The 19,261-nt window shown below is 60.1% G+C and carries 19 protein-coding genes; 12 read left to right on the forward strand and 7 right to left on the reverse strand.

What is annotated here, in order from left to right; translation table 11 throughout:
* Positions 1-79 precede the first annotated feature (79 nt).
* The 3 genes from ACEN93_RS23970 to ACEN93_RS23980 all read right to left on the reverse strand — a co-directional run bounded on the left by ACEN93_RS23970 (position 80) and on the right by ACEN93_RS23980 (position 3,729).
* A protein-coding gene (locus ACEN93_RS23970) for an IS3 family transposase (protein ID WP_428997874.1) occupies positions 80-1,305 on the reverse strand; the annotation gives its coding sequence in 2 pieces (ribosomal slippage) (positions 80-954 and positions 954-1,305; 1,227 coding nt in all).
* 130 nt (positions 1,306-1,435) lie between these two features.
* The gene (locus tag ACEN93_RS23975; protein WP_103386830.1) at positions 1,436-2,332 is read right to left on the reverse strand and encodes a DUF2950 domain-containing protein; all 897 of its coding nucleotides are present in this window, start codon (positions 2,330-2,332) and stop codon (positions 1,436-1,438) included.
* Positions 2,329-3,729: a DUF3300 domain-containing protein gene (locus ACEN93_RS23980; protein WP_495610590.1), complete on the reverse strand. Its 1,401-nt coding sequence runs from the start codon at positions 3,727-3,729 to the stop codon at positions 2,329-2,331. Before ACEN93_RS23980 ends, ACEN93_RS23975 begins: the two co-directional genes overlap by 4 nt.
* 257 nt (positions 3,730-3,986) lie before the next feature.
* Between ACEN93_RS23980 and ppk2 the strand changes: the two genes are divergently transcribed.
* Complete coding sequence (ppk2, locus tag ACEN93_RS23985) at positions 3,987-4,811, forward strand: polyphosphate kinase 2 (protein WP_039772662.1); 825 nt, start codon at positions 3,987-3,989, stop codon at positions 4,809-4,811.
* Positions 4,812-4,872: 61 nt separating this feature from the next.
* On the opposite strand, the gene ACEN93_RS23990 is transcribed toward ppk2, so the two are convergent.
* Positions 4,873-5,064 (reverse strand): YegP family protein, encoded by a 192-nt coding sequence (locus tag ACEN93_RS23990; RefSeq protein WP_039772660.1) that lies wholly within the window; start codon positions 5,062-5,064, stop codon positions 4,873-4,875.
* Between the two features lie 220 nt (positions 5,065-5,284).
* Between ACEN93_RS23990 and ACEN93_RS23995 the strand changes: the two genes are divergently transcribed.
* The 6 genes from ACEN93_RS23995 to ACEN93_RS24020 all read left to right on the forward strand — a co-directional run bounded on the left by ACEN93_RS23995 (position 5,285) and on the right by ACEN93_RS24020 (position 10,920).
* Positions 5,285-6,307, forward strand: coding sequence for a glycosyltransferase family 2 protein (locus ACEN93_RS23995; protein ID WP_495610591.1), 1,023 nt, complete (start codon positions 5,285-5,287; stop codon positions 6,305-6,307).
* A 3-nt stretch (positions 6,308-6,310) separates the two neighbouring features.
* Positions 6,311-7,021, forward strand: coding sequence for a class I SAM-dependent methyltransferase (locus ACEN93_RS24000; RefSeq protein WP_495610592.1), 711 nt, complete (start codon positions 6,311-6,313; stop codon positions 7,019-7,021).
* A complete protein-coding gene (locus tag ACEN93_RS24005; protein ID WP_039772655.1) occupies positions 7,018-7,404 on the forward strand; it encodes a GtrA family protein in 387 nt (128 codons plus the stop codon). Before ACEN93_RS24000 ends, ACEN93_RS24005 begins: the two co-directional genes overlap by 4 nt.
* Positions 7,401-9,497 (forward strand): DUF6311 domain-containing protein, encoded by a 2,097-nt coding sequence (locus ACEN93_RS24010; protein WP_039772653.1) that lies wholly within the window; start codon positions 7,401-7,403, stop codon positions 9,495-9,497. The genes ACEN93_RS24005 and ACEN93_RS24010 overlap by 4 nt, the downstream gene beginning before the upstream one ends.
* 73 nt (positions 9,498-9,570) lie before the next feature.
* Positions 9,571-10,497, forward strand: a complete 927-nt coding sequence (locus ACEN93_RS24015) for a LysR substrate-binding domain-containing protein (protein ID WP_039772651.1) — start codon at positions 9,571-9,573, stop codon at positions 10,495-10,497.
* A 57-nt stretch (positions 10,498-10,554) separates the two neighbouring features.
* A complete protein-coding gene (locus ACEN93_RS24020) occupies positions 10,555-10,920 on the forward strand; it encodes a 5-carboxymethyl-2-hydroxymuconate Delta-isomerase (protein ID WP_074691099.1) in 366 nt (121 codons plus the stop codon).
* Positions 10,921-10,923: 3 nt separating this feature from the next.
* Here ACEN93_RS24020 and ACEN93_RS24025 read toward each other — a convergent pair whose 3' ends face one another.
* Positions 10,924-11,859, reverse strand: coding sequence for a LysR family transcriptional regulator (locus ACEN93_RS24025; RefSeq protein WP_064383125.1), 936 nt, complete (start codon positions 11,857-11,859; stop codon positions 10,924-10,926).
* A gap of 209 nt (positions 11,860-12,068) precedes the next feature.
* Entirely contained in the window at positions 12,069-13,253 is a 1,185-nt protein-coding gene (locus ACEN93_RS24030) for a cyanate transporter (protein ID WP_490841660.1), read from the reverse strand.
* Positions 13,254-13,551: 298 nt separating this feature from the next.
* Between ACEN93_RS24030 and ACEN93_RS24035 the strand changes: the two genes are divergently transcribed.
* From ACEN93_RS24035 to ACEN93_RS24050, 4 genes are all read left to right on the forward strand, one after another.
* Positions 13,552-15,201, forward strand: a complete 1,650-nt coding sequence (locus ACEN93_RS24035; RefSeq protein WP_039772644.1) for a phosphoethanolamine transferase — start codon at positions 13,552-13,554, stop codon at positions 15,199-15,201.
* Between the two features lie 130 nt (positions 15,202-15,331).
* Positions 15,332-16,465 (forward strand): ribonuclease D, encoded by a 1,134-nt coding sequence (gene rnd, locus ACEN93_RS24040; protein ID WP_039772643.1) that lies wholly within the window; start codon positions 15,332-15,334, stop codon positions 16,463-16,465.
* Complete coding sequence (locus ACEN93_RS24045; RefSeq protein WP_007958052.1) at positions 16,462-16,755, forward strand: YcgL domain-containing protein; 294 nt, start codon at positions 16,462-16,464, stop codon at positions 16,753-16,755. The genes rnd and ACEN93_RS24045 overlap by 4 nt, the downstream gene beginning before the upstream one ends.
* 106 nt (positions 16,756-16,861) lie before the next feature.
* Complete coding sequence (locus tag ACEN93_RS24050; RefSeq protein WP_039772640.1) at positions 16,862-17,794, forward strand: D-2-hydroxyacid dehydrogenase; 933 nt, start codon at positions 16,862-16,864, stop codon at positions 17,792-17,794.
* Positions 17,795-17,918: 124 nt separating this feature from the next.
* Here the strand turns inward: ACEN93_RS24050 and ACEN93_RS24055 are convergent, their stop codons facing one another.
* Positions 17,919-18,512 carry a nitroreductase family protein gene (locus ACEN93_RS24055; protein ID WP_103386836.1) on the reverse strand — a complete coding sequence of 198 codons (594 nt, stop codon included), beginning with the start codon at positions 18,510-18,512 and terminating at the stop codon, positions 17,919-17,921.
* Between the two features lie 279 nt (positions 18,513-18,791).
* Between ACEN93_RS24055 and ACEN93_RS24060 the strand changes: the two genes are divergently transcribed.
* Positions 18,792-19,241 carry a YcgN family cysteine cluster protein gene (locus ACEN93_RS24060; RefSeq protein ID WP_085700618.1) on the forward strand — a complete coding sequence of 150 codons (450 nt, stop codon included), beginning with the start codon at positions 18,792-18,794 and terminating at the stop codon, positions 19,239-19,241.
* Positions 19,242-19,261 lie beyond the last annotated feature (20 nt).

Consider the following 19,261-nt stretch of genomic DNA (forward strand, 5'->3'; position numbering starts at 1 on the left):
TTGTTGGTCGAAGCTCTTCTTTATGGTGAATCCCTATCTCTCCGCCATTGTCTAGTCCTGAAATAGGTTTACACCTGTCTCATCCTAACGCCCGATGCACTGCATCGGGCGTTTTGTATTTTAAGGACAGGTGCGGGCGCTCCTGGTTGTAGATCAAGATCGCCTCCCGCACCATTTGCTCCGCTTGCGCCAAGTCTGTCGGCCGGTGGAGCAAGAGCTCTGTCTTCAAGATGCCGTTGACCCGCTCTGCCAGGGCGTTTTGGTAGCAGTCGTAGCCATCAGTCATTGAGCACGTGATGCCATGCTTGGCATGGAGCTTTTGATAAAGCGCCGAGCAGTACTGCACACCTCGATCTGAGTGATGAACCAGTTTCTGGCATGTTCGACGCGTCTTCAAAGCCATGCGCAAGGCTTGAGCCACCGAGTCGGCATGTAAGCTGCTATGCACGTGATAGCCGACTATTTTTCTCGAGAAGGCATCCGTCACCAGACTCAAATAAACCGGATCGTCACGCTTGGTGGACAGATAAGTGATATCGGCCACCCAGACCTGTTCCGGACCGGTAGCGACAACTTGCGACGGGCCTGGTTTGAGCAGATTGGGATGGCAGCGGAAGTGATGATGACTGTCGGTCGTTTTGTGATAAGCCCGCTTCCTGCGGACCAGTTGGCGGTAATCACGCAAGACCGCCAATAACCGATCGCGGCCGACATGCAGCTCCTGTTTCTCACGCTCCGCGTGCATCAACGAGTGCAATTTGCGGGCGCCAATGCAGGGTTGGCGTACTCGGATTGTCTGCACAAACTGGATGAGTTTCTGATCTTGCTCGATGCGAGCCCGATAGACGCGATTACGTTTGTAAAAGGCTTGGCGACTGATCCCCATAAACTGGCAAGCCCTGCTGACACTCAGGGTTTGGGTTTGCGCAACGACTTGCCGGGCCGCTTTTTTACGACAGAGACGCCGTAGTCGTTCTTCAGTACATCCACCACGTCTTCAAAAAACTTGGCTTTCTGATTCGCCAGCGCCAACTGCTCCTCAAGCTCTTTGATTCTCTGCTCGGGAGTTAAGGGCAAAGTGGGCTCGTCCATCGGTCGGTTCCTTTGGGAACGAATGGAGGCGCCTTGGCTCCAGTCTTGCCGACCATGCTTGCGTAACCAAACCAACACCGTCGACCGACCCTGAATTCCGTAGCGCCGTTGAGCCTCTTTATAACTCAACTCGCCTTTTTCGACTTGGTCGACAACCGACAATTTAAAAGTCAGCGTGTAATCGCGTTGACTGCGTTTTGCGCCCGAATCCATTGCACCCTCCTGATAAGAAGCCAGAAGGTGTAAACCTTATTCAGGACGAGACACATACATAGAAAAAGCCCCGTAGCTGAGAAGCTACGGGGCTTTTTCGTTTCCGATCCAGCGCAATTCGACACCCCAACTACTTCTGCCCCAAATCCACCACCTCCCAACTATCATCCGGATCAAACCGCTTCATCGCTTTCGCCACTTTCTCCCCATCCGGCCCGAGATCCTTCTGAAACACCTGGCCCTCATGGCTGATCATGAAGCTCATCACTCCGGTGTCGCCATACTTCGCTGGCCACGCGATCAAGGCGAACCCGCGGCTCATCTTGTCTCCAATCAGATAGCTGTAAGCGCCGCCCGGGGCTGACGGGCCTTGGGCGTCGAGGATGCGGAAGTGGTAGCCGTGCCAGTCTTCGTCGTTGATGGCCTGGCCGAAGGCGGGGCCGAGGGGGCTGATCTGGCCGCTGTCGTCTTCTGGCCAATAGAGGCCGTCGTGTTTGCCGGGGGAGCTGAAGATTTTCTGTGCGTATTCGAGGGCGCCGTCGCCGTCGCGGTCTTCCGAGGCGTAGTCCATTTGCGCGTCGTGGTAGGCCAGCGCCGATTGCACTGCCGCCAGTTCGTTGCGGCCGATGCGGCGGGCACGGATTTCGGCCTTTGCGGCGTTCATGTCGAAGCGCCAACCGGTTTTGTCTTTGATGAGCGGGATGGGCAGCGTCCAGTGATCGGGCCCGACGGAGAGCACGGCCTTGCTGTCGCCGGTCTTTTCCAGGGTGTGCTGTTCGCGGTATTGCTGCAGGAAGGCATCGACATCGCTGCGCTGCACGCCTTCACGGGGAATGAAGCTGTGCCATTCCTCGCCCAGCAGTTCGGTCAGGCGTTTTTGGTCGGCGTGTTGCGTGCCGAGGGCTTCGACGAAGGCGTCCGCGGCTTTTTCCGGGGTTGGAAATACCTGCTGGGCCGAGGCGAAGCTCGACAATGCGAGGCCGGCCGCGAGGGTCAGGCAGTTTTTGACCAGAGAATGGATGTTCATCGACGGCCACCTCCTCTCTGACGCATGCCCCCGCCGGATGGCCGGCTGATCTGATGTCCGGCGGCGCGGGAGGTATTGGGACGTTGCGCAGAAATCTGGCTGGCCCGGCCGCGATCGGCCTGGACTCGGGTTTGTGACGGGGAACGCGCGCCGGCGAAGGCGTTGTTTCGTGCGCTGCCTGCTGCGGGTCGGGCTTGAGATGCACGGGTATCACGTTGATTCGCGCTCGGTTGCCGCGCTTCCCGCGTGTTGCCTTGAGCGCGGTCGGCGGCTCGGGGCCTGTCCGCGCCGCCTTGCATGCGGTTGCCGACATTGGCAGATTGCGCTTCGCGGACTTGATTGCGGGCTTCGCGATTGCTGGTGGCGGGACGTTCGATGCCGGCCCTGTCCATCGAACTGCGGGCCCGTTCCCGAGCCTGCGCCCGCTGCGCGTTGTCGCCGCGATAGACGTCACGCTGAGCCGCACCGTCCAGCTGCCGGCCATACTGCGCGCGGCTGCGGTTGTCACGGTAGGGCACGCCATCGCGATGCACGGTGTTGTGCTGCCATTTGTTCTGGTTGTTGGTGATCCGGTTGTTGGCGTTGATGTTGTTGTAACGGTTCACATCGATGTCGATGTCGTTATTGCCCCAGTCGCAGTCGCCCCACAACGACGCGACGACCGCCACGCCCGTACCGAAGGCCAGCCCGGCCACCAGTGCCTGACCCGGATAGTAAGCGGGCGGCGGCGGGTAATACACCGGCGGCGAGGCCGGATAAGGCCAGGTGCCGTAAGTAGTAGTCGGGTTATAGGTCGGAACGTAGACCACCTGCGGATCGGCGGGCTGAATGATGATGGTCGTGTTGTCGGCCGGCTTGGTTGACCCGGAAGAGATGGGCGGCGTTACGTTCTGCACCGTCACATTCTGATATTGATTGCTCTGTAGATTGCCCGCCGTCTGGGCCTGACGCCGCAAGCGCTGAACGCCGGCCATGAGTTCGTCAGGCTGGGCCAGGAAGGCATCCCCCAGACGTTGCACCCAGACCGGATCCTGCCCCAGCGTCGCCAAAACCTGCGGAAACGCCACCAAGGCCTGCACGCTCGGATCCCACGTCTGGCTGGCCACTTGCTTGACCGCATCATCGCCCTTGGCGTCCGGGTGGGCCTTGGACCAGGTCACGGCTTCGGCGACCTCTCCCGGATAGGTGGCGGCCATCAGCACTTGAGCGAGCAGTGGATCGGGATACAGGGCAATCGACGCGAGCATCTGATCGAGCTGTTCCGTGGTAAACACGGCATCTTTGGTCGCAGCGCTGGCAGCTGCCGGGGCCGCAGGCGCATCGGCGGCCTGCAACAAGAGCGGTGCAGCGCTCAAGGCGAACATGAGCGACGCGGCACGCAAGAGCGAACTGTGCATGACCTCTTTTCCACATCCAGATGGCAGGTTTGCAACACGCGAGGCATCAACGGCCGACATCGGACGCTGCGCCGTGATGGAGGATGGTTGGCGATTGGCGTTCCGTCAAAAACTGCACAGGCTTTTTCGAAATAAGCACGTTGTCTGTGACTTACTGCACGTTTCCTTGCGTTTTGCGATAAATGACTAAACTTTCCGGTTCCAGGTCATGCATTGCCAACGAGCCTGGCTGTCGTTCCAACCCGAGAGGTCTGGTCATGGCAAAGGGAAAGAAGAAAGACTCGCCCCGAGAAAAACCTGACGAACATACAAAACTGTCGAACAAGGACTACCTTGCCGAGTTGCGCCGCCTGCATATCGAACTGGTGAAAATGCAGGAGTGGGTGAAGGCCGAAGGCATCAAGATCTGCATCATCTTCGAAGGCCGCGACGGTGCAGGCAAGGGCGGCACCATCAAGGCGCTGACCGAGCGGGTCAGCCCGCGAGTCTTTCGCGTCATCGCGTTACCGGCCCCGACCGATCGCGAGAAGAGCCAGATGTACATGCAGCGCTATTTGCCACATTTGCCGGCGGCCGGCGAAGTGGTGATCTTCGATCGCAGTTGGTACAACCGCGCCGGCGTCGAGCGGGTGATGGGCTTTTGCACGGACAAACAGGTCGACAAGTTTCTCAAGACCGTGCCGCTGGTGGAGCGCGCAGTTGTCGGTTCTGGGGTGATCCTGCTCAAGTACTGGCTCAACGTCAGTCAGGAAGAACAGACCCGGCGCCTGGAGGCGCGCATTGTCGACGGTCGCAAGATCTGGAAGCTGTCGCCGATGGACCTCAAGTCCTACAGCCGCTGGTATGACTACTCCCGGGCGCGGGACGACATGATTGAAGCGACCGACACCGATTACGCACCGTGGCTTGTGGCCAACTCGAACGACAAACGTCGGGCGCGGCTCAATATCATCTCCGACCTGCTCAGTCGCATCCCCTACAAAGAGGTGCCGCGAGAGAAGGTGACATTGCCCAAGCGGCAGAAACCGGGGGGATACAAAGAGTCGGATTATCCGTTCAGGCACATTCCCGAGAGGTTCTGAAACCGCATTCGTCAAGTCGCCGGAGCTGCCAATACAGGCAGCTCGGCGTCTTGGGTTTTCCTCAGATCTCCTTGACCGGTGTCTCACCCTTCACACCTTTGATCAACTCGATCACATGCAGACAATCCGCCTTGTTCACATACGATTCGCCACTGGCGACCGTCTCGTGATTCCCCGCCCTTAATCTCCAGCGCCATTGGCCTTTACCGGTGCTCGGGGTGCCTTTGGATTGCCTGTAAATCTCGAAATACATTCAGTTCGCTCCATGCGATGCGTTTGTGCGACAACCTGTCGCTTCGACGCAAGCCTAGCGGAGCGCGGTTTTTTGGCTATCGAGGATTTGTTTCCAATCGTTCGTGAATGTTTCTGAAAGGCACGGGCCAGAGCGCAGGGATCGTCCTCCGGATTGGCCGGAACGCCCTCGTTTCACCCTTGCATGACATTCAGGGCTGCTGCTTAATACGGTGCGGCTCATGGCGTCGAACAGCGTTCGGCGACCGACAATCACTATAAAAAAGAGCAGTCCATTGACCCACTCGAATGGAACGCAGCACGCGGGCCCGGTGACGTTGTCGCTGGTAGTGCCCGTATTCAATGAAGAGGAGAGTCTCGACGGCTTTCTCCTGCGCATTCATCAGGTTTTCGAGCAAGAGGCGCTCGTCCAGCTGGAACTGGTGTTCGTCAATGACGGCAGTTCCGATACGACGCTGGAACGCTTGCTGCATTGCCAGCAGAGCGATTCGCGCATCCGCATTGTCGATCTGAGCCGCAATTTCGGCAAGGAAGCGGCGTTGTCCGCCGGATTGCAGGTCGCAACGGGACAGATCGTGGTGCCGATCGACGTTGATCTGCAGGATCCGCCCGAGGTCATTTTGCAAATGATCGAGCGTTGGCGTGAAGGCTTCGAGGTGGTGCTCGGCCATCGCCTTAGCCGGCGCAACGATACTTGGGCCAAGCAAACTTCCGCCAGTTGGTTCTATCGCCTGCACAACAAAATTGCCGAACAGTCATTGCCGGAAAACGTCGGTGATTTCCGGCTGATGGATCGCTGCGTGGTCGACGCGCTACTGACGCTGCCCGAATCCCGGCGCTTCATGAAAGGCCTGTTCGCCTGGGTCGGATTTCGCACCACCCAGGTCGAGTACGAACGCCCGGAGCGGGCGGCGGGGCATAGCAAGTTCAATGGCTGGCGGCTGTGGAATTTTGCCCTGGAGGGCATCACCAGTTTCAGCACCGAACCGTTGCGGATCTGGACGTATCTGGGGGCGCTGGTCTCTCTGGTGTCGTTCGCCTTTGCGATGTTCATTGTGCTGCGCACGCTCATTCATGGCGTTGACTTGCCCGGTTACGCCTCGCTGATGGTTGCTGTGACGTTTCTCGGCGGCTTGCAGTTGATCGGCATCGGCGTGCTCGGCGAGTACCTGGGCCGCACTTATATCGAAGCGAAGCGCCGGCCGGTTTTCCTGGTGCGCCGCATTTACGAATCCAAGGACTGAAGCATGGATCTCAAGGAAACCGACATCCTCGGCGACAGCATCGGCGAGCATTGGTATTACTGCTCCAAAGCGGCCGCCACCCGCCGCCTGCTGGGTGAGGCGCCGATCAAACGAATTCTCGACGTCGGCGCCGGTTCAGGATTCTTCTCTCATCATTTGTTGACCCACACGGCGGCGCGCGAAGCGTGGTGCGTGGACATCAGCTACCCGGCCGATTCAAGCGCCACCACCGTCGGCAAACCGGTGCATTACCGTCGCTCGATCGACAACGTCGACGCTGATCTGGTGTTGCTGATGGATGTACTGGAACACGTCGAAGACGACCTCGGCCTGCTCAAGTCCTACGTCGACAAAGTGCCGTCCGGCAGTCGCTTTCTGATGACCGTGCCGGCGTTCCAGTTCATGTGGAGCGGGCACGATGATTTCCTCGAACACAAGCGTCGCTACACCCTGGGGCAATTCGAGGCTCTGGCGGGCAACGCCGGATTGACGGTGGAGCGGGGCGCCTATTATTTCGGAGCGGTGTTCCCGCTTGCGCTGGCGTCGCGCCTGATGCCCGGCGGCACTCGGGGTTCGGCACCGCGTTCACAGCTGAAAAAACACCATCCGTTGGTCAATATGCTGCTGAAAACCCTGTGCAGTCTTGAGCTGCCGTTGATGGGTATCAATCGCCTCGCTGGTCTGAGTGTCTTCGTGCTGGCGCGCAAGCCGTGACACCCACTGAAAGATCCGCCTTGATCCAGCGCGGCTTGCGCTTCGCCGTGACCGGTCTGTTTGTCACGGCGCTGCACGCGCTGGTGGCGGTGCTGTTCATCAACTTCGTCAGCCCCCTGCCTCCGTTGGCCAATGGTGTGGCCTTTATCGTGGCGACGGTGGTGTCCTACATCATCAACACCACCTGGAGTTTTTCCGCCCGGTTGCACGGCAAGACCCTGCTGCGTTTTCTGATGGTTTCGGCGGGTGGCTTTCTGTTGGCGATGTTCGTGGCCTGGGCGGCGCAGATGGCCGGGCTGCATTATCTGGCGGGTATCGGTGCAGTGGCGCTGACGATTCCGGCGTTCACGTTTGTACTGCATAACTTCTGGACGTATCGATGAAGGATTCACGCGAGCATCCGGCTCTATTTCTATTGCCCGTGTTATTGGGTGTTCTGGTGTTTTTTCTGGTAGTCGGGCCGCAGGCGCTGAACCCGCAGAACATTGCCTGGCTGCAGCAGGGCGATCCTGCAACGCATTATCTGGGCTGGGCGTTTTTCCGGCATTCGCCGTGGGTTTTTCCGCTCGGGCTCAATCCTTCTTACGGGTTGGAACTGGGCAGTGCGATCATTTTTTCCGACTCCAATCCTTTGCTGGCGCTGCTGTTCAAACCATTCAATGCCTGGTTGCCGGACACCTTTCAGTATTTCGGATTGTGGCTGCTGGCCTGCTGTGTCCTGCAGGCCTGGTTTGGCTGGAAACTGATGGGGCTGATGACGGCCAATCCCGTGATTCGACTACTGGGTGCCGGGCTGCTGGTGTTCTCGCCAGCGATGTTCTTGCGCATGGGCGGGCATCTTTCACTGGCCGGCCATTTCCTGATCCTGGCCTCGCTGTACCTGGCGCTGCTGCCAAATCTGCGCCGACGGCGCCTCGCCTGGGGAGCCTTGCTGGCGGTGACGGCATGGGTGCACGCCTATCTGCTGGCGATGGTTGCGCTGATCTGGGTGGCGGATCTGCTGGGCAAGACATTCAATCAGTCTTTGAGCCGGCGTCAGAGTGTGATCGAAGGGGGCATGCTTTTCGCCCTGGTGAGCGTGTGTTGCTGGCAGGCCGGTTACTTCAGCATTGCCGATGGTGCGGCCTCCGGCGGTTTTGGTTTGTACAGGATGAATCTGTTGTCGCCCGTCGACCCGGCTGGCTGGTCATTGATCCTGCCTGACCTGCCAAAGGCTGACGGGGATTACGAAGGTTTCAACTACCTTGGCCTGGGCGTTCTCTTGTTGATGCCGCTGGCGCTGATGGCCTGGTTTCGCAACCACCAATCGCTGAACCATCAGGTGCGCGCACGTCCATGGCTGTTGATGGCGTTGTTGGGTTTATGGCTGTTCGCGCTGTCGAATCAGATCGGCATCGGGGCGTGGAACTTCGGTTATCCGCTGCCGAAAAGTCTTGTCGCGCTGGCCAATATCTTTCGTGCCTCGGGCCGGATGTTCTGGCCGGTTCTGTACGTCTGCATCCTGGCTGCGATTTTTCTGGTGGTGCGCGGTTATCGACCGCGTATCGCCATTGGTCTGCTTGCGGTGGCGCTGCTGATCCAGGTCGCCGACAGCCGCAACGGCTGGATGGGGCTGCGGCAGGGAAAATGGGTGGCGCCTTCGTCGGTCTGGGCCAGCCCGATGACGGATCCTTTCTGGACGAGTGCCGCAGCGCGTTATGCCAATGTCCGCAGCCTGATGCCACGGAATCAGGGTGAGCGCTGGCAGATGATTGCCGGTTTCGCAGCGACCCACGGGATGAAAACCGACGCGGTCTATCTGGGACGCATGAGCACTTCGGCGCTGGCGCGGGCACAGCAGAAAGCTCGCGCGATGCTTGACTCGGGGCAGTACGACGCGGACTCCCTATATCTCCTGGACGATGATGTTCTGGTCGATGCCGCCAGAACCATCAACAGTGAAACCGATCTGCTGACTCGCGTGGACGGGATGGCAGTGCTGGCGCCTGGCTGGAAGCGTTGTGCGCAGTGTCTGTCCGTGCAGGATGAGGGGCGGCGGATGTCACTGATCCCCCTCACTCGCCCGGGACAAACGCTCACCTTCAATTATCGAAACCGACAACTGGTCAGCGGCTGGTCGACGCCGGAAAGCTGGGGGACGTGGACGGAAGGGCGACAGGCGAAAATCCAATTGCGGGTGCTCCCTCCGACACGCTCGATCGTGATCGACGCATTGGCATTCATCCAGCCCCGGCACCCCGGCCAGCGGGTGATAGTCAGTCTGAACGGCCAACAGGTACTGGAGACCCGTTTGACGCAGTTTCAAGATAATCGCCTGGAAATCCCGATCAGCGCCCAGCTCAGCCAGCGCCTCGGGAGCGATGACCGGCTCGATATCGAATTGCAGCTGCCGGATGCCATCAGTCCCCGACAACTGGATATCAACGACGATTCACGGGTCATGGGCCTGGGGCTGAAGACGTTGACGGTGCAATGACGCCGCGTTTCGATGGACGCCGCCCTCACGGCCTTTCTACACTGCCGCCATCTGGGAATCGGGGGGGCAATGGATGAACCGCAATGAACTTCGCAAGGCCGACATCAACCTGATGGTGGTGTTCGAGACCTTGATGCTCGAACGCAACGTGACCCGGGCCGCCGAGAAACTGTTTCTCGGCCAGCCGACCATCAGTTCGGCGCTCAACCGTCTGCGCACCCTGCTTAACGATCCGTTGTTCATTCGCGTCGGCCATCGCATGGAGCCGACCGCCCGTGCCGAAGACATTTATCGCCATCTCAAGCCTGCGCTCGACTCGCTGTCGGTGGCGCTGAGCCTGACCCGGGATTTCGATCCCGCCGTCAGCACCATGACCTTTCGCATCGGTCTGTCGGATGACGTCGAATTCGGTCTGCTGCCACCGTTGTTGCGCGCCTTGCGCCAAGAGGCGCCGAGCGTGGTGTTCGTGGTGCAGCACGTCGATTACTGGCGGATTCCCGATCTGCTGGCCGCGGGCGATATCACCGTCGGCATCAGCCAGACCCGCGGCCTTCCGGCCAATGCCAAGCGCAAATTGTTGCGGCACATTCAGCCGAGCATCCTGCGTGCCGACAAGTCCGACACGCCACTGACCCTCGATGAATATTGCGCACGACCGCACGTGCTGGTTTCCCACACCGCGAATGTCAGCGGCTACGCCGATGAGTGGCTGGCGGACATCGGCCGCACCCGTCAGGTGGTGCTGTCGGTGCCGCAGTACAGTTCGTTGCCGGCGCTGCTGGCCGGCACCGATCTGATCGCCAGCCTGCCGGACTACACCGCCGATGCCATGGCCGCATCCGGGCTGCTGTTCAAGGAGCCGTTCCCGTTCAAGACCCCGACCCTCGACCTGTCGATGGTCTGGCTCAGCCACGTTGACAGCGACCCGGCCGAGCGCTGGTTGCGCTCGCGGCTGGAGCAGTTCATGAGTGAGCGTCCGGTGATGTCATCGCTGGAGTGAGTCAGACGATGCTGTGTTATATGTACGACCTTTCTGCCGAACCGCTGGAGCACCGAGATGCCACATCTGCACCTGGAATACACCGCCAACCTGCCGCAACTGAACGCCGACGTGGCGTTGATCCGGCTCAACAACACGCTGGTGGGTTCCGGTCAATTCGCGGCGGAGTTCGATATCAAGAGTCGTGCCACCAAGGTTGAAACCTTCAAGGTCGGCACCGCCATGAACGAGCGCGCCTTTGTGGCGGTAAGGCTGGCGCTGCTCAGCGGTCGTTCCTCGGAGATCAAGACGCAACTTTCGCAGAGCCTGCTGGCGGTGTTGCAGGAACTGTGCGAATGGCCGGTCGGGGTCGAGGTGCAGTTGAGCGTGGAACTGCTCGACATCGACCGTGGGTCCTACAGCAAGACCGCCATTGGCGTGTAGGACTCAGGCGGCTTCCAGCTCCGCGCAGGTCTTGATGACCTGCTCGCGCAACCAGAGGTTGGCGCTGTCCTGATCGACGTTGTGGCTCCACTGCATGTCGAGGGTGAAGCCCGGCAGACCATTGGGCGCCTCGCAGTGCTGGAACACCGCGTCGTTGGTCAGCAAACGCTGAATGCGCCGGGGCAGGGTCAGGATGAAGTCGGTGCCGGTGATCATCTTCAGCGCCGCGCTGTAACTGTTGGAACGGGCGACGATCTGGCGTTTCTGCGCCTGCCGTGCCAGCCAGCCATCGACCATGTTGGTGGTCGACGTCCACGGTGTCGGGAACACATGCCGGCGTTCGGTGAAGGCTTGCAGGCTCAGGCGCGGTTCCAGCGGCGTGGCGCGTTTGTCGAAGACGCAGACCAGGTCATCTTCCAGCAGCATGCGTGATTTCAGGTCGGCGTGACTGCGATGGAAGTTCGGACCGAAACAGATCACCAGATCGAGACTGCCGTCGCGCAATTCTTCGACCGGCACGTCGGTTTCGAACTTGTGCATGTTGACCATCACCGGCAAATCATCGAAGTCGAAGCGTTTCAACATTCGCGGCAGGATCAGTTGCTCGAAGTATTCCGGTGCGCAGATGTTGAAGGTCACCGGTTGCGCCATCGGGTCGAAGGTCGGGGCGCCGGCGTGGCACAGGTTGATGCTTTCGAGGATTTTCTGCACATGGCCGTACATGCTGCTGGCCTTGTAGGTCGGACGCATGCCTGTGCGGGTGTTGACGAACAATTCGTCTTCGAAGCTGGTGCGCAGTTTTTTCAGGCAGTAACTGACGGTGGACTGACTGACAAACAGCGCCTCCGAGACATCGGTGACGCTGCTTTGCTCATACACGGCGACAAACACCATGAGATCCTGCATGTCGAGCTTTCTAAGCAAGTTACTGTTCAGCATCCGTTCTGTCTCGCTGTGCTCCTTGCGCCGAATCTGCGCAAACGTGTGCGCATGATCGTAACGGAACGATGGTGCCAGGAGAAAGCCCTGTAGGACGTTTCACGGTCAGTTGTGGGACAGAAAGTTTTAGTAACACGACGTGCCCAATCAAACCAGGCAAAGATGGCCAGAAGCCTTTATCCAGACGCGTCGGCCTGCCATTCGCTCGATCAGCCCATGTGCCGGGCGTAATGCTGCGGGTTGAAACGCAGCACCATCAGCAGCATCAGCGCCATCACTGCCGTCAGTGACCACCACGCCCACTCGAAGCTGCCCAGTCGATCGCGAACCACGCCGGCCATCAGCGGTGAGAGCCCGGCAATCAGGTAACCGATACCTTGTACGAACGCGGTCAGCCCGCCGGCACGTTGTGGTTCCTCAAGGTGATCGAGGGATACGATGAGACTCATCGGGAACAGTCCGCCGATGCCCAGCCCGAGCAGGCAGGGCCACAGCAGGCTCAGGTGCTGCGGGCTGAGGATCAGCCCCAGGAATCCGGCGATGATCAGGCCGAGCAGGGCGCCAAGCACCAGGCGTCGGTCACGGCTGCGATTGGCGATGGCGGGCACCGCCAGCCCGGAAATCACCTCCATGGCCGTCAGAAAACCCAGCATCAGGCCGGCGTTTTGTTCGTTCCAGCCATTTTCCACGTAGTACGGCGCCAGCCAGGCGAGCACGCAGGTGTAGGACGCGGTGCCCAGACCGAAGAAGATCGCGAGCAACCAGGCGCGGGAATTCGTGAAGAAGGATTCTTTTCTCACAACAGATCGGGTGGTGTCCGGTGACGTGTCACGAGTTGCCCACCAGACAGGCATGGCGAGCAGTGCCAAAACTGCCCAGACGGCCAGTCCCGCCCGCCAGTTGCCGGTCTGCATCAGCACCCACGGTGCGAACGAAGCGGCCAGCGCCGCGCCGCCCATGATCGAAGTGACGTAAAGCCCCATGCACAGCGCCACGTTGTCGGGAAACCGCGATTTGATCAGCGCGGGCATCAGGGCCTGGATCAGTGCAATGCCGATCCCGGCCAGCACGGCGCTGGCGATCAATCCGCCCGCCGAGTCGAGAAACAGTCGCGACAGCGTCGCCCCGCCAATGATCAACAACGACAGCAGCACCGTGCGCTGTTCACCGAGGCGCTGGCTGACCGCCATGCCGAAAAACATCGCCAGCCCCATCGCCATCACCGGCAGCAGGGTCAGTAACGCTGCAAGGCTGAAACTCAGCGGCACATCGCCGCGAATGGCCGAGAGCAAAGGCCCCACCGCCGCCATCGACGGACGCAGATTGAGGGCGACCAGGATGATGCCGAGCATCAGCCAGACAGCGGGGCGGGCAGTGGCGCGAACGTTTTCCATCTTCAGACCTTTGAACCGTAGGCGGTCGATTAGGCGGGCAGGCGAGCAGGGCGGCAAATCAGAAAGTCAGGAGCGCTATCGAGAAATTCGATACGGCGTTTTCGTTGCCCGCGACTGAACCACAGCTGAATCATTCTCAAATACTCTGCAAGTTTCATGGTTGTTTCATGTGCCAACTAATCGTTGGCTTCTTTTTCACAAAAAATTGATGGTTGCCTGCATAAAGTTTGTGTGGTCTGAGTCAATGAAATTTTCACAATTGACGATGGCACTTATTTCAAGGAAATCGCCACTCGCCATGTTCAAGTTAAAAGCCGTGCGCCCGGAATGGGTGACGTTGTTTGCCAGCGCCTTTCTTTTGGCCGGATTCAATTTCGTTCTCTGGCAACACCTGTTCGACATCACCGCTGCGGACGGCAAGGGCATTGCCATGCGCATTGCGTTCGGGGTGATGATCTTCGCGGCGTATAACATCGTGCTGACGTTGCTGGCGTTTCGACCCGTGTTGAAACCCGTATTGACGTTGTTGTTCATGGTCAGTGCCGGCGTGGCGTATTTCATGAGCCAATACGGGGTCATGATCGATGCCGGCATGTTTCGTAACTTTGCTGAAACCAATGCCACTGAAGTGCGCGATCTGCTGTCTTTGAAGTTGCTGGCTTATATCGTGTTTCTGGGTGTCTTGCCGTCCTGGTTGTTGTGGAAAGTTCCAGTCAACTATCGTCGCTGGCATCGCGAGTTATTAAGCAAAGTTGTGGTTAGTGTCGCGTCGGTCGCGGTCATTGGCGGCGTTGCGCTGGCCAATTATCAAGGGCTGTCGTCGCTGTTTCGCAATCACCACGAAATTCGCCTGATGCTGGTGCCGAGCAACTACATCGGCGCCTCGGCCGGTTATCTGCGTGAGCAGGTGGCTTCGGCGCAGCAACCGTTTGTCACGATCGGCGAAGACGCCCAGCGCAATGCCGCCGTGCAAAATCATCCGCGCAAATCCCTGACGGTGCTGGTGGTGGGGGAAAGTGCCCGGGCGGAAAACTTCGGCATCCTCGGTTATAACCGCGACACCACGCCGAAACTGGACAAGGAAGCCGGCCTGATCGCCTTCACCGACGTGCATTCCTGCGGCACGGAAACCGCCGTGTCGGTGCCGTGCATGTTCTCCAACATGGGCCGCAAGGATTACGACGCCAGCAAGGCGAAGAATGAGGAAGGGCTGCTGGACGTGCTGAAACGGGCCGGGATCGACGTGATCTGGCGCGACAACCAGTCCGGCTGCAAAGGCACCTGCGATCGCGTCACCCTGCAGGACGTCAGCAACCTCAAGGATCCGGCGCTGTGCGCCAACAGCGAATGCCGCGACGAAATCCTCTTGCAAGGCCTGCAAAGCTTTATCGATCACCTGGACAAGGACACCGTGCTGGTCCTGCATCAGATGGGCAGCCACGGCCCTGAATATTTCAAGCGCTATCCGAAGGAATACGAGCACTTCACCCCGGTATGTGAAAGCAACGCGCTGAACAATTGCAGCCGCGAGAGCATCGTCAACGGCTACGACAATACGCTGGTGTACACCGACCATGTGCTGTCGAGCCTGATCGACGTACTGCGCAGCAATCAGGACAAGGTCGATACCGCCATGCTGTACCTGTCCGACCACGGCGAATCCCTGGGCGAGTACAACCTGTTCCTCCACGGCACGCCGTACATGCTGGCGCCGGAGCAACAGAAACACGTGGCGATGCTGGCGTGGTTCTCCGACAGCTATCAGAAGTCCTACTCGGTCGACACCCATTGCCTGCAAATGAGCCGTGACAAGCCGCTGAGCCAGGACAACCTGTTCCACTCGATGCTCGGGCTGCTGGAGGTGCAGAGCAAGGTCTACCAGCAGGATCTCGACATGTTTGCCGGTTGCCGGGGCGCGGTGATCGACGGGGTGTTGGCCAAGGACTGAGCCGGCAGACTCACTCTGTAAGACTATTCTTTCCCTCAGGCAGGAGATTTCATCAAGCTCTTGCCCTGTAGAGGCGCGGAAAGCGCCGGTGGCGATATATACTGCGCGCCATTCTTGAAGGGAGAGCCGTGTGGCCATCGATATTCACTGGATTCGCGACAACGATAGCCTCGCGCAGTTTTGCGCCGAGTGGCAGCAGCTGCCGTTCGTTGCCCTCGACACCGAATTCATGCGGGTCGACACCTTCTACCCGATTGCCGGGCTGTTGCAGGTCGGCGACGGCAAACGCGCCTACCTGATCGACCCGCTGACCATCAACGCCTGGCAACCCTTGGCCGCGTTGCTGGAAAACCCGGCAGTGCTCAAAGTCCTGCACGCTTGCAGCGAAGACCTTGAAGTCCTGCTGCGCCTGACCGGCAGCCTGCCGGCGCCGCTGTTCGACACCCAACTGGCCGCTGCCTACCTGAACCTCGGGTTCTCGATGGGCTATTCGCGTCTGGTGCAGGAAGTGCTCGGCATCGAACTGCCGAAGGGCGAAACCCGTTCCGACTGGTTGCAGCGTCCGTTGTCCGACACGCAAATCAGCTATGCCGCCGAAGACGCCGTGCATCTGGCGGAGGTTTTCGTACAACTGCGTCCGAAACTGTCTGACGACAAATACGCCTGGGTACTGGAGGACGGCGCCGAACTGGTTGCCAACCTGCGCCGCGAGACCGATCCGTACGAGGTGTATCGCGAGGCCAAACTGGCGTGGAAACTGTCCCGTGCCCAACTGGCCGTGCTGCGCGAACTGTGTGCCTGGCGCGAGCGCGAAGCCCGCGCCCGCGATCTGCCGCGCAACCGCATCGTGCGTGAACACTCGCTGTGGCCGCTGGCCCGGACCCAACCGGACAACCTCAGCGCGCTGGGCAAGATCGAAGACATGCACCCGCGTACCGTGCGTCAGGACGGCGAGTTTCTGCTTGATCTGATCAAGCGCTCTGGCAGTGTGGGGCCTGATCAATGGCCGCCAGCCGTGCCGGAGCCGCTGCCGATCGAAGCTGCCGCGCTGATCAAACAGCTGCGGGCGCTCGGTCAGGCCGAAGCCGAACGTCTGGGCATCGCGCCGGAACTGATGCTGCGCAAGAAAACCCTCGAAGCGCTGGTCAAAAGTGGCTTCCCCGAGGGCCCTTACCAATTGCCTGATTCGCTGCGTGGCTGGCGCCGCGAATTGATGGGCCAGAAGCTGCTCGACAGCCTGGCCACCGCCGGAGAACAGCCTTGAAACGTATTTGTTCCATTTATCAAAGTTCGAAGAAAAGCGGCATGTACCTGTACGTGCTCAAAAGCGATGCGCTGGAGCGCGTGCCGGAAGGCCTGATGGCGGCGTTCGGCAAGGCGAAGCATTCCTTCGATCTGGTGCTGACCCCCGAGCGCAAGCTGGCCAGCGAAGACATCGCAGTGGTCCTGGAAAACCTCGAAAAGCAGGGCTATCACCTGCAAATGCCACCGGCCGAGGAAGAGTACATCGAGCACTTGCCCGAAGAGTTGCTGCGACGCAACGACCCGGTCTGATCCGCGAGGCCCTGTCCTGGGCCTCTGGTAACCCCTGGAACGGTTTTTACGGCGACGGCTGCCACGAAGTGGACGGCCGCCTGCACGGTTTGCGAAAGGTTTGAAGATGCGCGTTCTGATTGCTGAACACGACCACGCGATATACGCCCGACTGCTGCGTCAGGCGGCCCCCGAGCTTGAAGTGCTGACCAGTGGCGACTCCGCCGAACTGGCCCGCCAGGCTGCCGATTGCCCGGTGTGGCTGGGCCAGCCGGATCTGTTGGCGACCCTGTTGCGTCAGGGCCACCAGCCACAATGGCTGCAATCGACCTGGGCCGGGATCACGCCGCTGCTGGCTGACGGCTTGCGCCGGGATTACCGCCTGACCCGGGCGGTCGGCATTTTCGGTCAGGTCATGGCCGAGTACGTGCTGACCTACATGCTCGGCCACGAGCGCGAAGTGCTGGCGCGGCTGGTCAGCCAGGTCGAGCGCAAGTGGGACAACCGCACCGGCCAGAGTCTGGTCGGACGCAAGGTGCTGATCGTCGGCACCGGTGACATCGGCCAGAGTGTGGCGCAGTTCCTGCTGCCGTTTGGCGTCGAGTTGTACGGCATCGCCAGCAGCGCCCGCGAGCAGGCGCCGTTTGTCGAAGTCGGTTCGATGGCGGACTTGCCGCGTCTGGTCGGCGAGGTGGATTACGTGGTCAATCTGCTGCCCAACACCGAGCACACCCACGACATTTACGATGCGGCGCTGTTCAAGCAATTCAAGCCGACCGGGTTGTTCATCAACGCCGGACGCGGTGTGGCGGTAGTCGATGCAGATCTGGTCGAAGCGTTGAAGGAAGGCCATCTGGCTGGCGCGGTGATCGACGTCTGCCGCCAGGAGCCGCTGCCGCAACGGCATCCGTTCTGGACTGCGTGGGGCTTGCTGCTGACCGGGCACAGCTCGGCGCCGACCTCGCCGCCGATGATGGTGCAGTTGTTTCTGGATAACTTGCGGGCGTATCAGGCGGGTGAAGCGTTGCGCGGGGAAGTGGATTTCGCACGCGGTTACTGACTAGAGATCGTTCCCACGCTCCGCGTGGGAATGCCTCTATGGACGCTCTGCGTCCGCTTTGGGACGCAGAGCGTCCCCGGCTGCATTCCCACGCAGAGCGTGGGAACGATCATGTGGTGAAGCTTTAAAGGGTGAAATCGCCTTCAGCCGCCAGTTCGCTCAGCGGACGACGCGGGCTCGGCGTTTCCCGTGCTTGCAGGTATTCGGCCAGGGTTGCCTTGTCACCCAGCTTGCCCACCGCCACGGCGGCATGCAGCGCGTAACCTTGCGGAATGTTCAGCTCCTTGCGGGTCAGCTCCTGATCGAAACCGGCCATGCCGTGGGTGTGCCAGCCGCTCAGGCTCGCTTGCAGCGCCAGATGGCCCCACGCGGAACCAGTGTCGAAGGTGTGCCACAGCGCTGGCGTTTCTTCGGTGGCGCCCGGTGCGGTGAAGGTGGTTTTCGAAATCACGATCACCAGCGCCGAAGCGTGCTGTGCCCAGCTGCGGTTGAATTCATTGAGCAGGCCCAGGTAACGCTCCCAGTTCGGCGTGTCGCGACGGGCGTAGAGAAAACGCCACGGCTGCGAGTTGTACGCCGATGGCGCCCAGCGCGCGGCTTCGAAGAAGCTCAGCAGGGTTTCTTCCGGGATCGCTTCGCCGGTGAAGGCGCGGGGCGACCAGCGATCGGTGAACTGCGGGTGAATGGCGTATTCGGCAACGCGAGGGTTGGCACTCATCGAAAGATTCCTTGCTACGTTTGAGGACAGGTTGGAAGCGAAACCCGGCGGGATCAGTTGGGCTGAACGATGGGGTTGTGGCGCAAGCCTGCAGTTCACCGGATGCGACGCGGTCGAGCGTTAATGGCATCCGGCAAAGGCCTGGTGTGACCGGCAAAGCTACTTGGCCGTGCAAAAACTGACAAGCCCCGCACAACCGGCAGTCGCCAGCGCTTGGCCCACGGGGCCTTGGGCACTAGACTGGCGGCCTTTTCACCACCTGATGTTGATGCTTGAGCCATGGCCGCCAAAGTCGAACCGTTCTGGATACGCAAAACCCTCGATCAACTCGATCACGAGGAATGGGAATCGCTGTGCGACGGTTGCGGCCTGTGCTGCCTGCAGAAGCTCGAGGATGAAGAAGACAACAGCGTCTATTACACGCGCATCGCCTGCAAACTACTGGACCTGAAAACCTGCCAGTGCAGCGATTACCCGAACCGCATGAAGTTTGTCCCGGACTGCATCCAGCTCACCCCGGGCCAGGCCGAAGCGTTCAAATGGCTGCCGCCGACCTGCGGTTATCGGTTGGTCAGCGAAGGCAAGGACCTGCCGCTGTGGCATCACCTGGTCTGCGGTGATCGCGACGCGGTGCACCACGAACGGATTTCCCAGTCCGGGCGCATGCTCGCCGAAGGCAGCGTGCCGGAAGACGACTGGGAAGATCACCTGATTTTCCGCGCAGGCTGACGATTGACCAAGGAGCAGGT

This window comes from Pseudomonas sp. Pseusp21 (assembly GCF_059492145.1).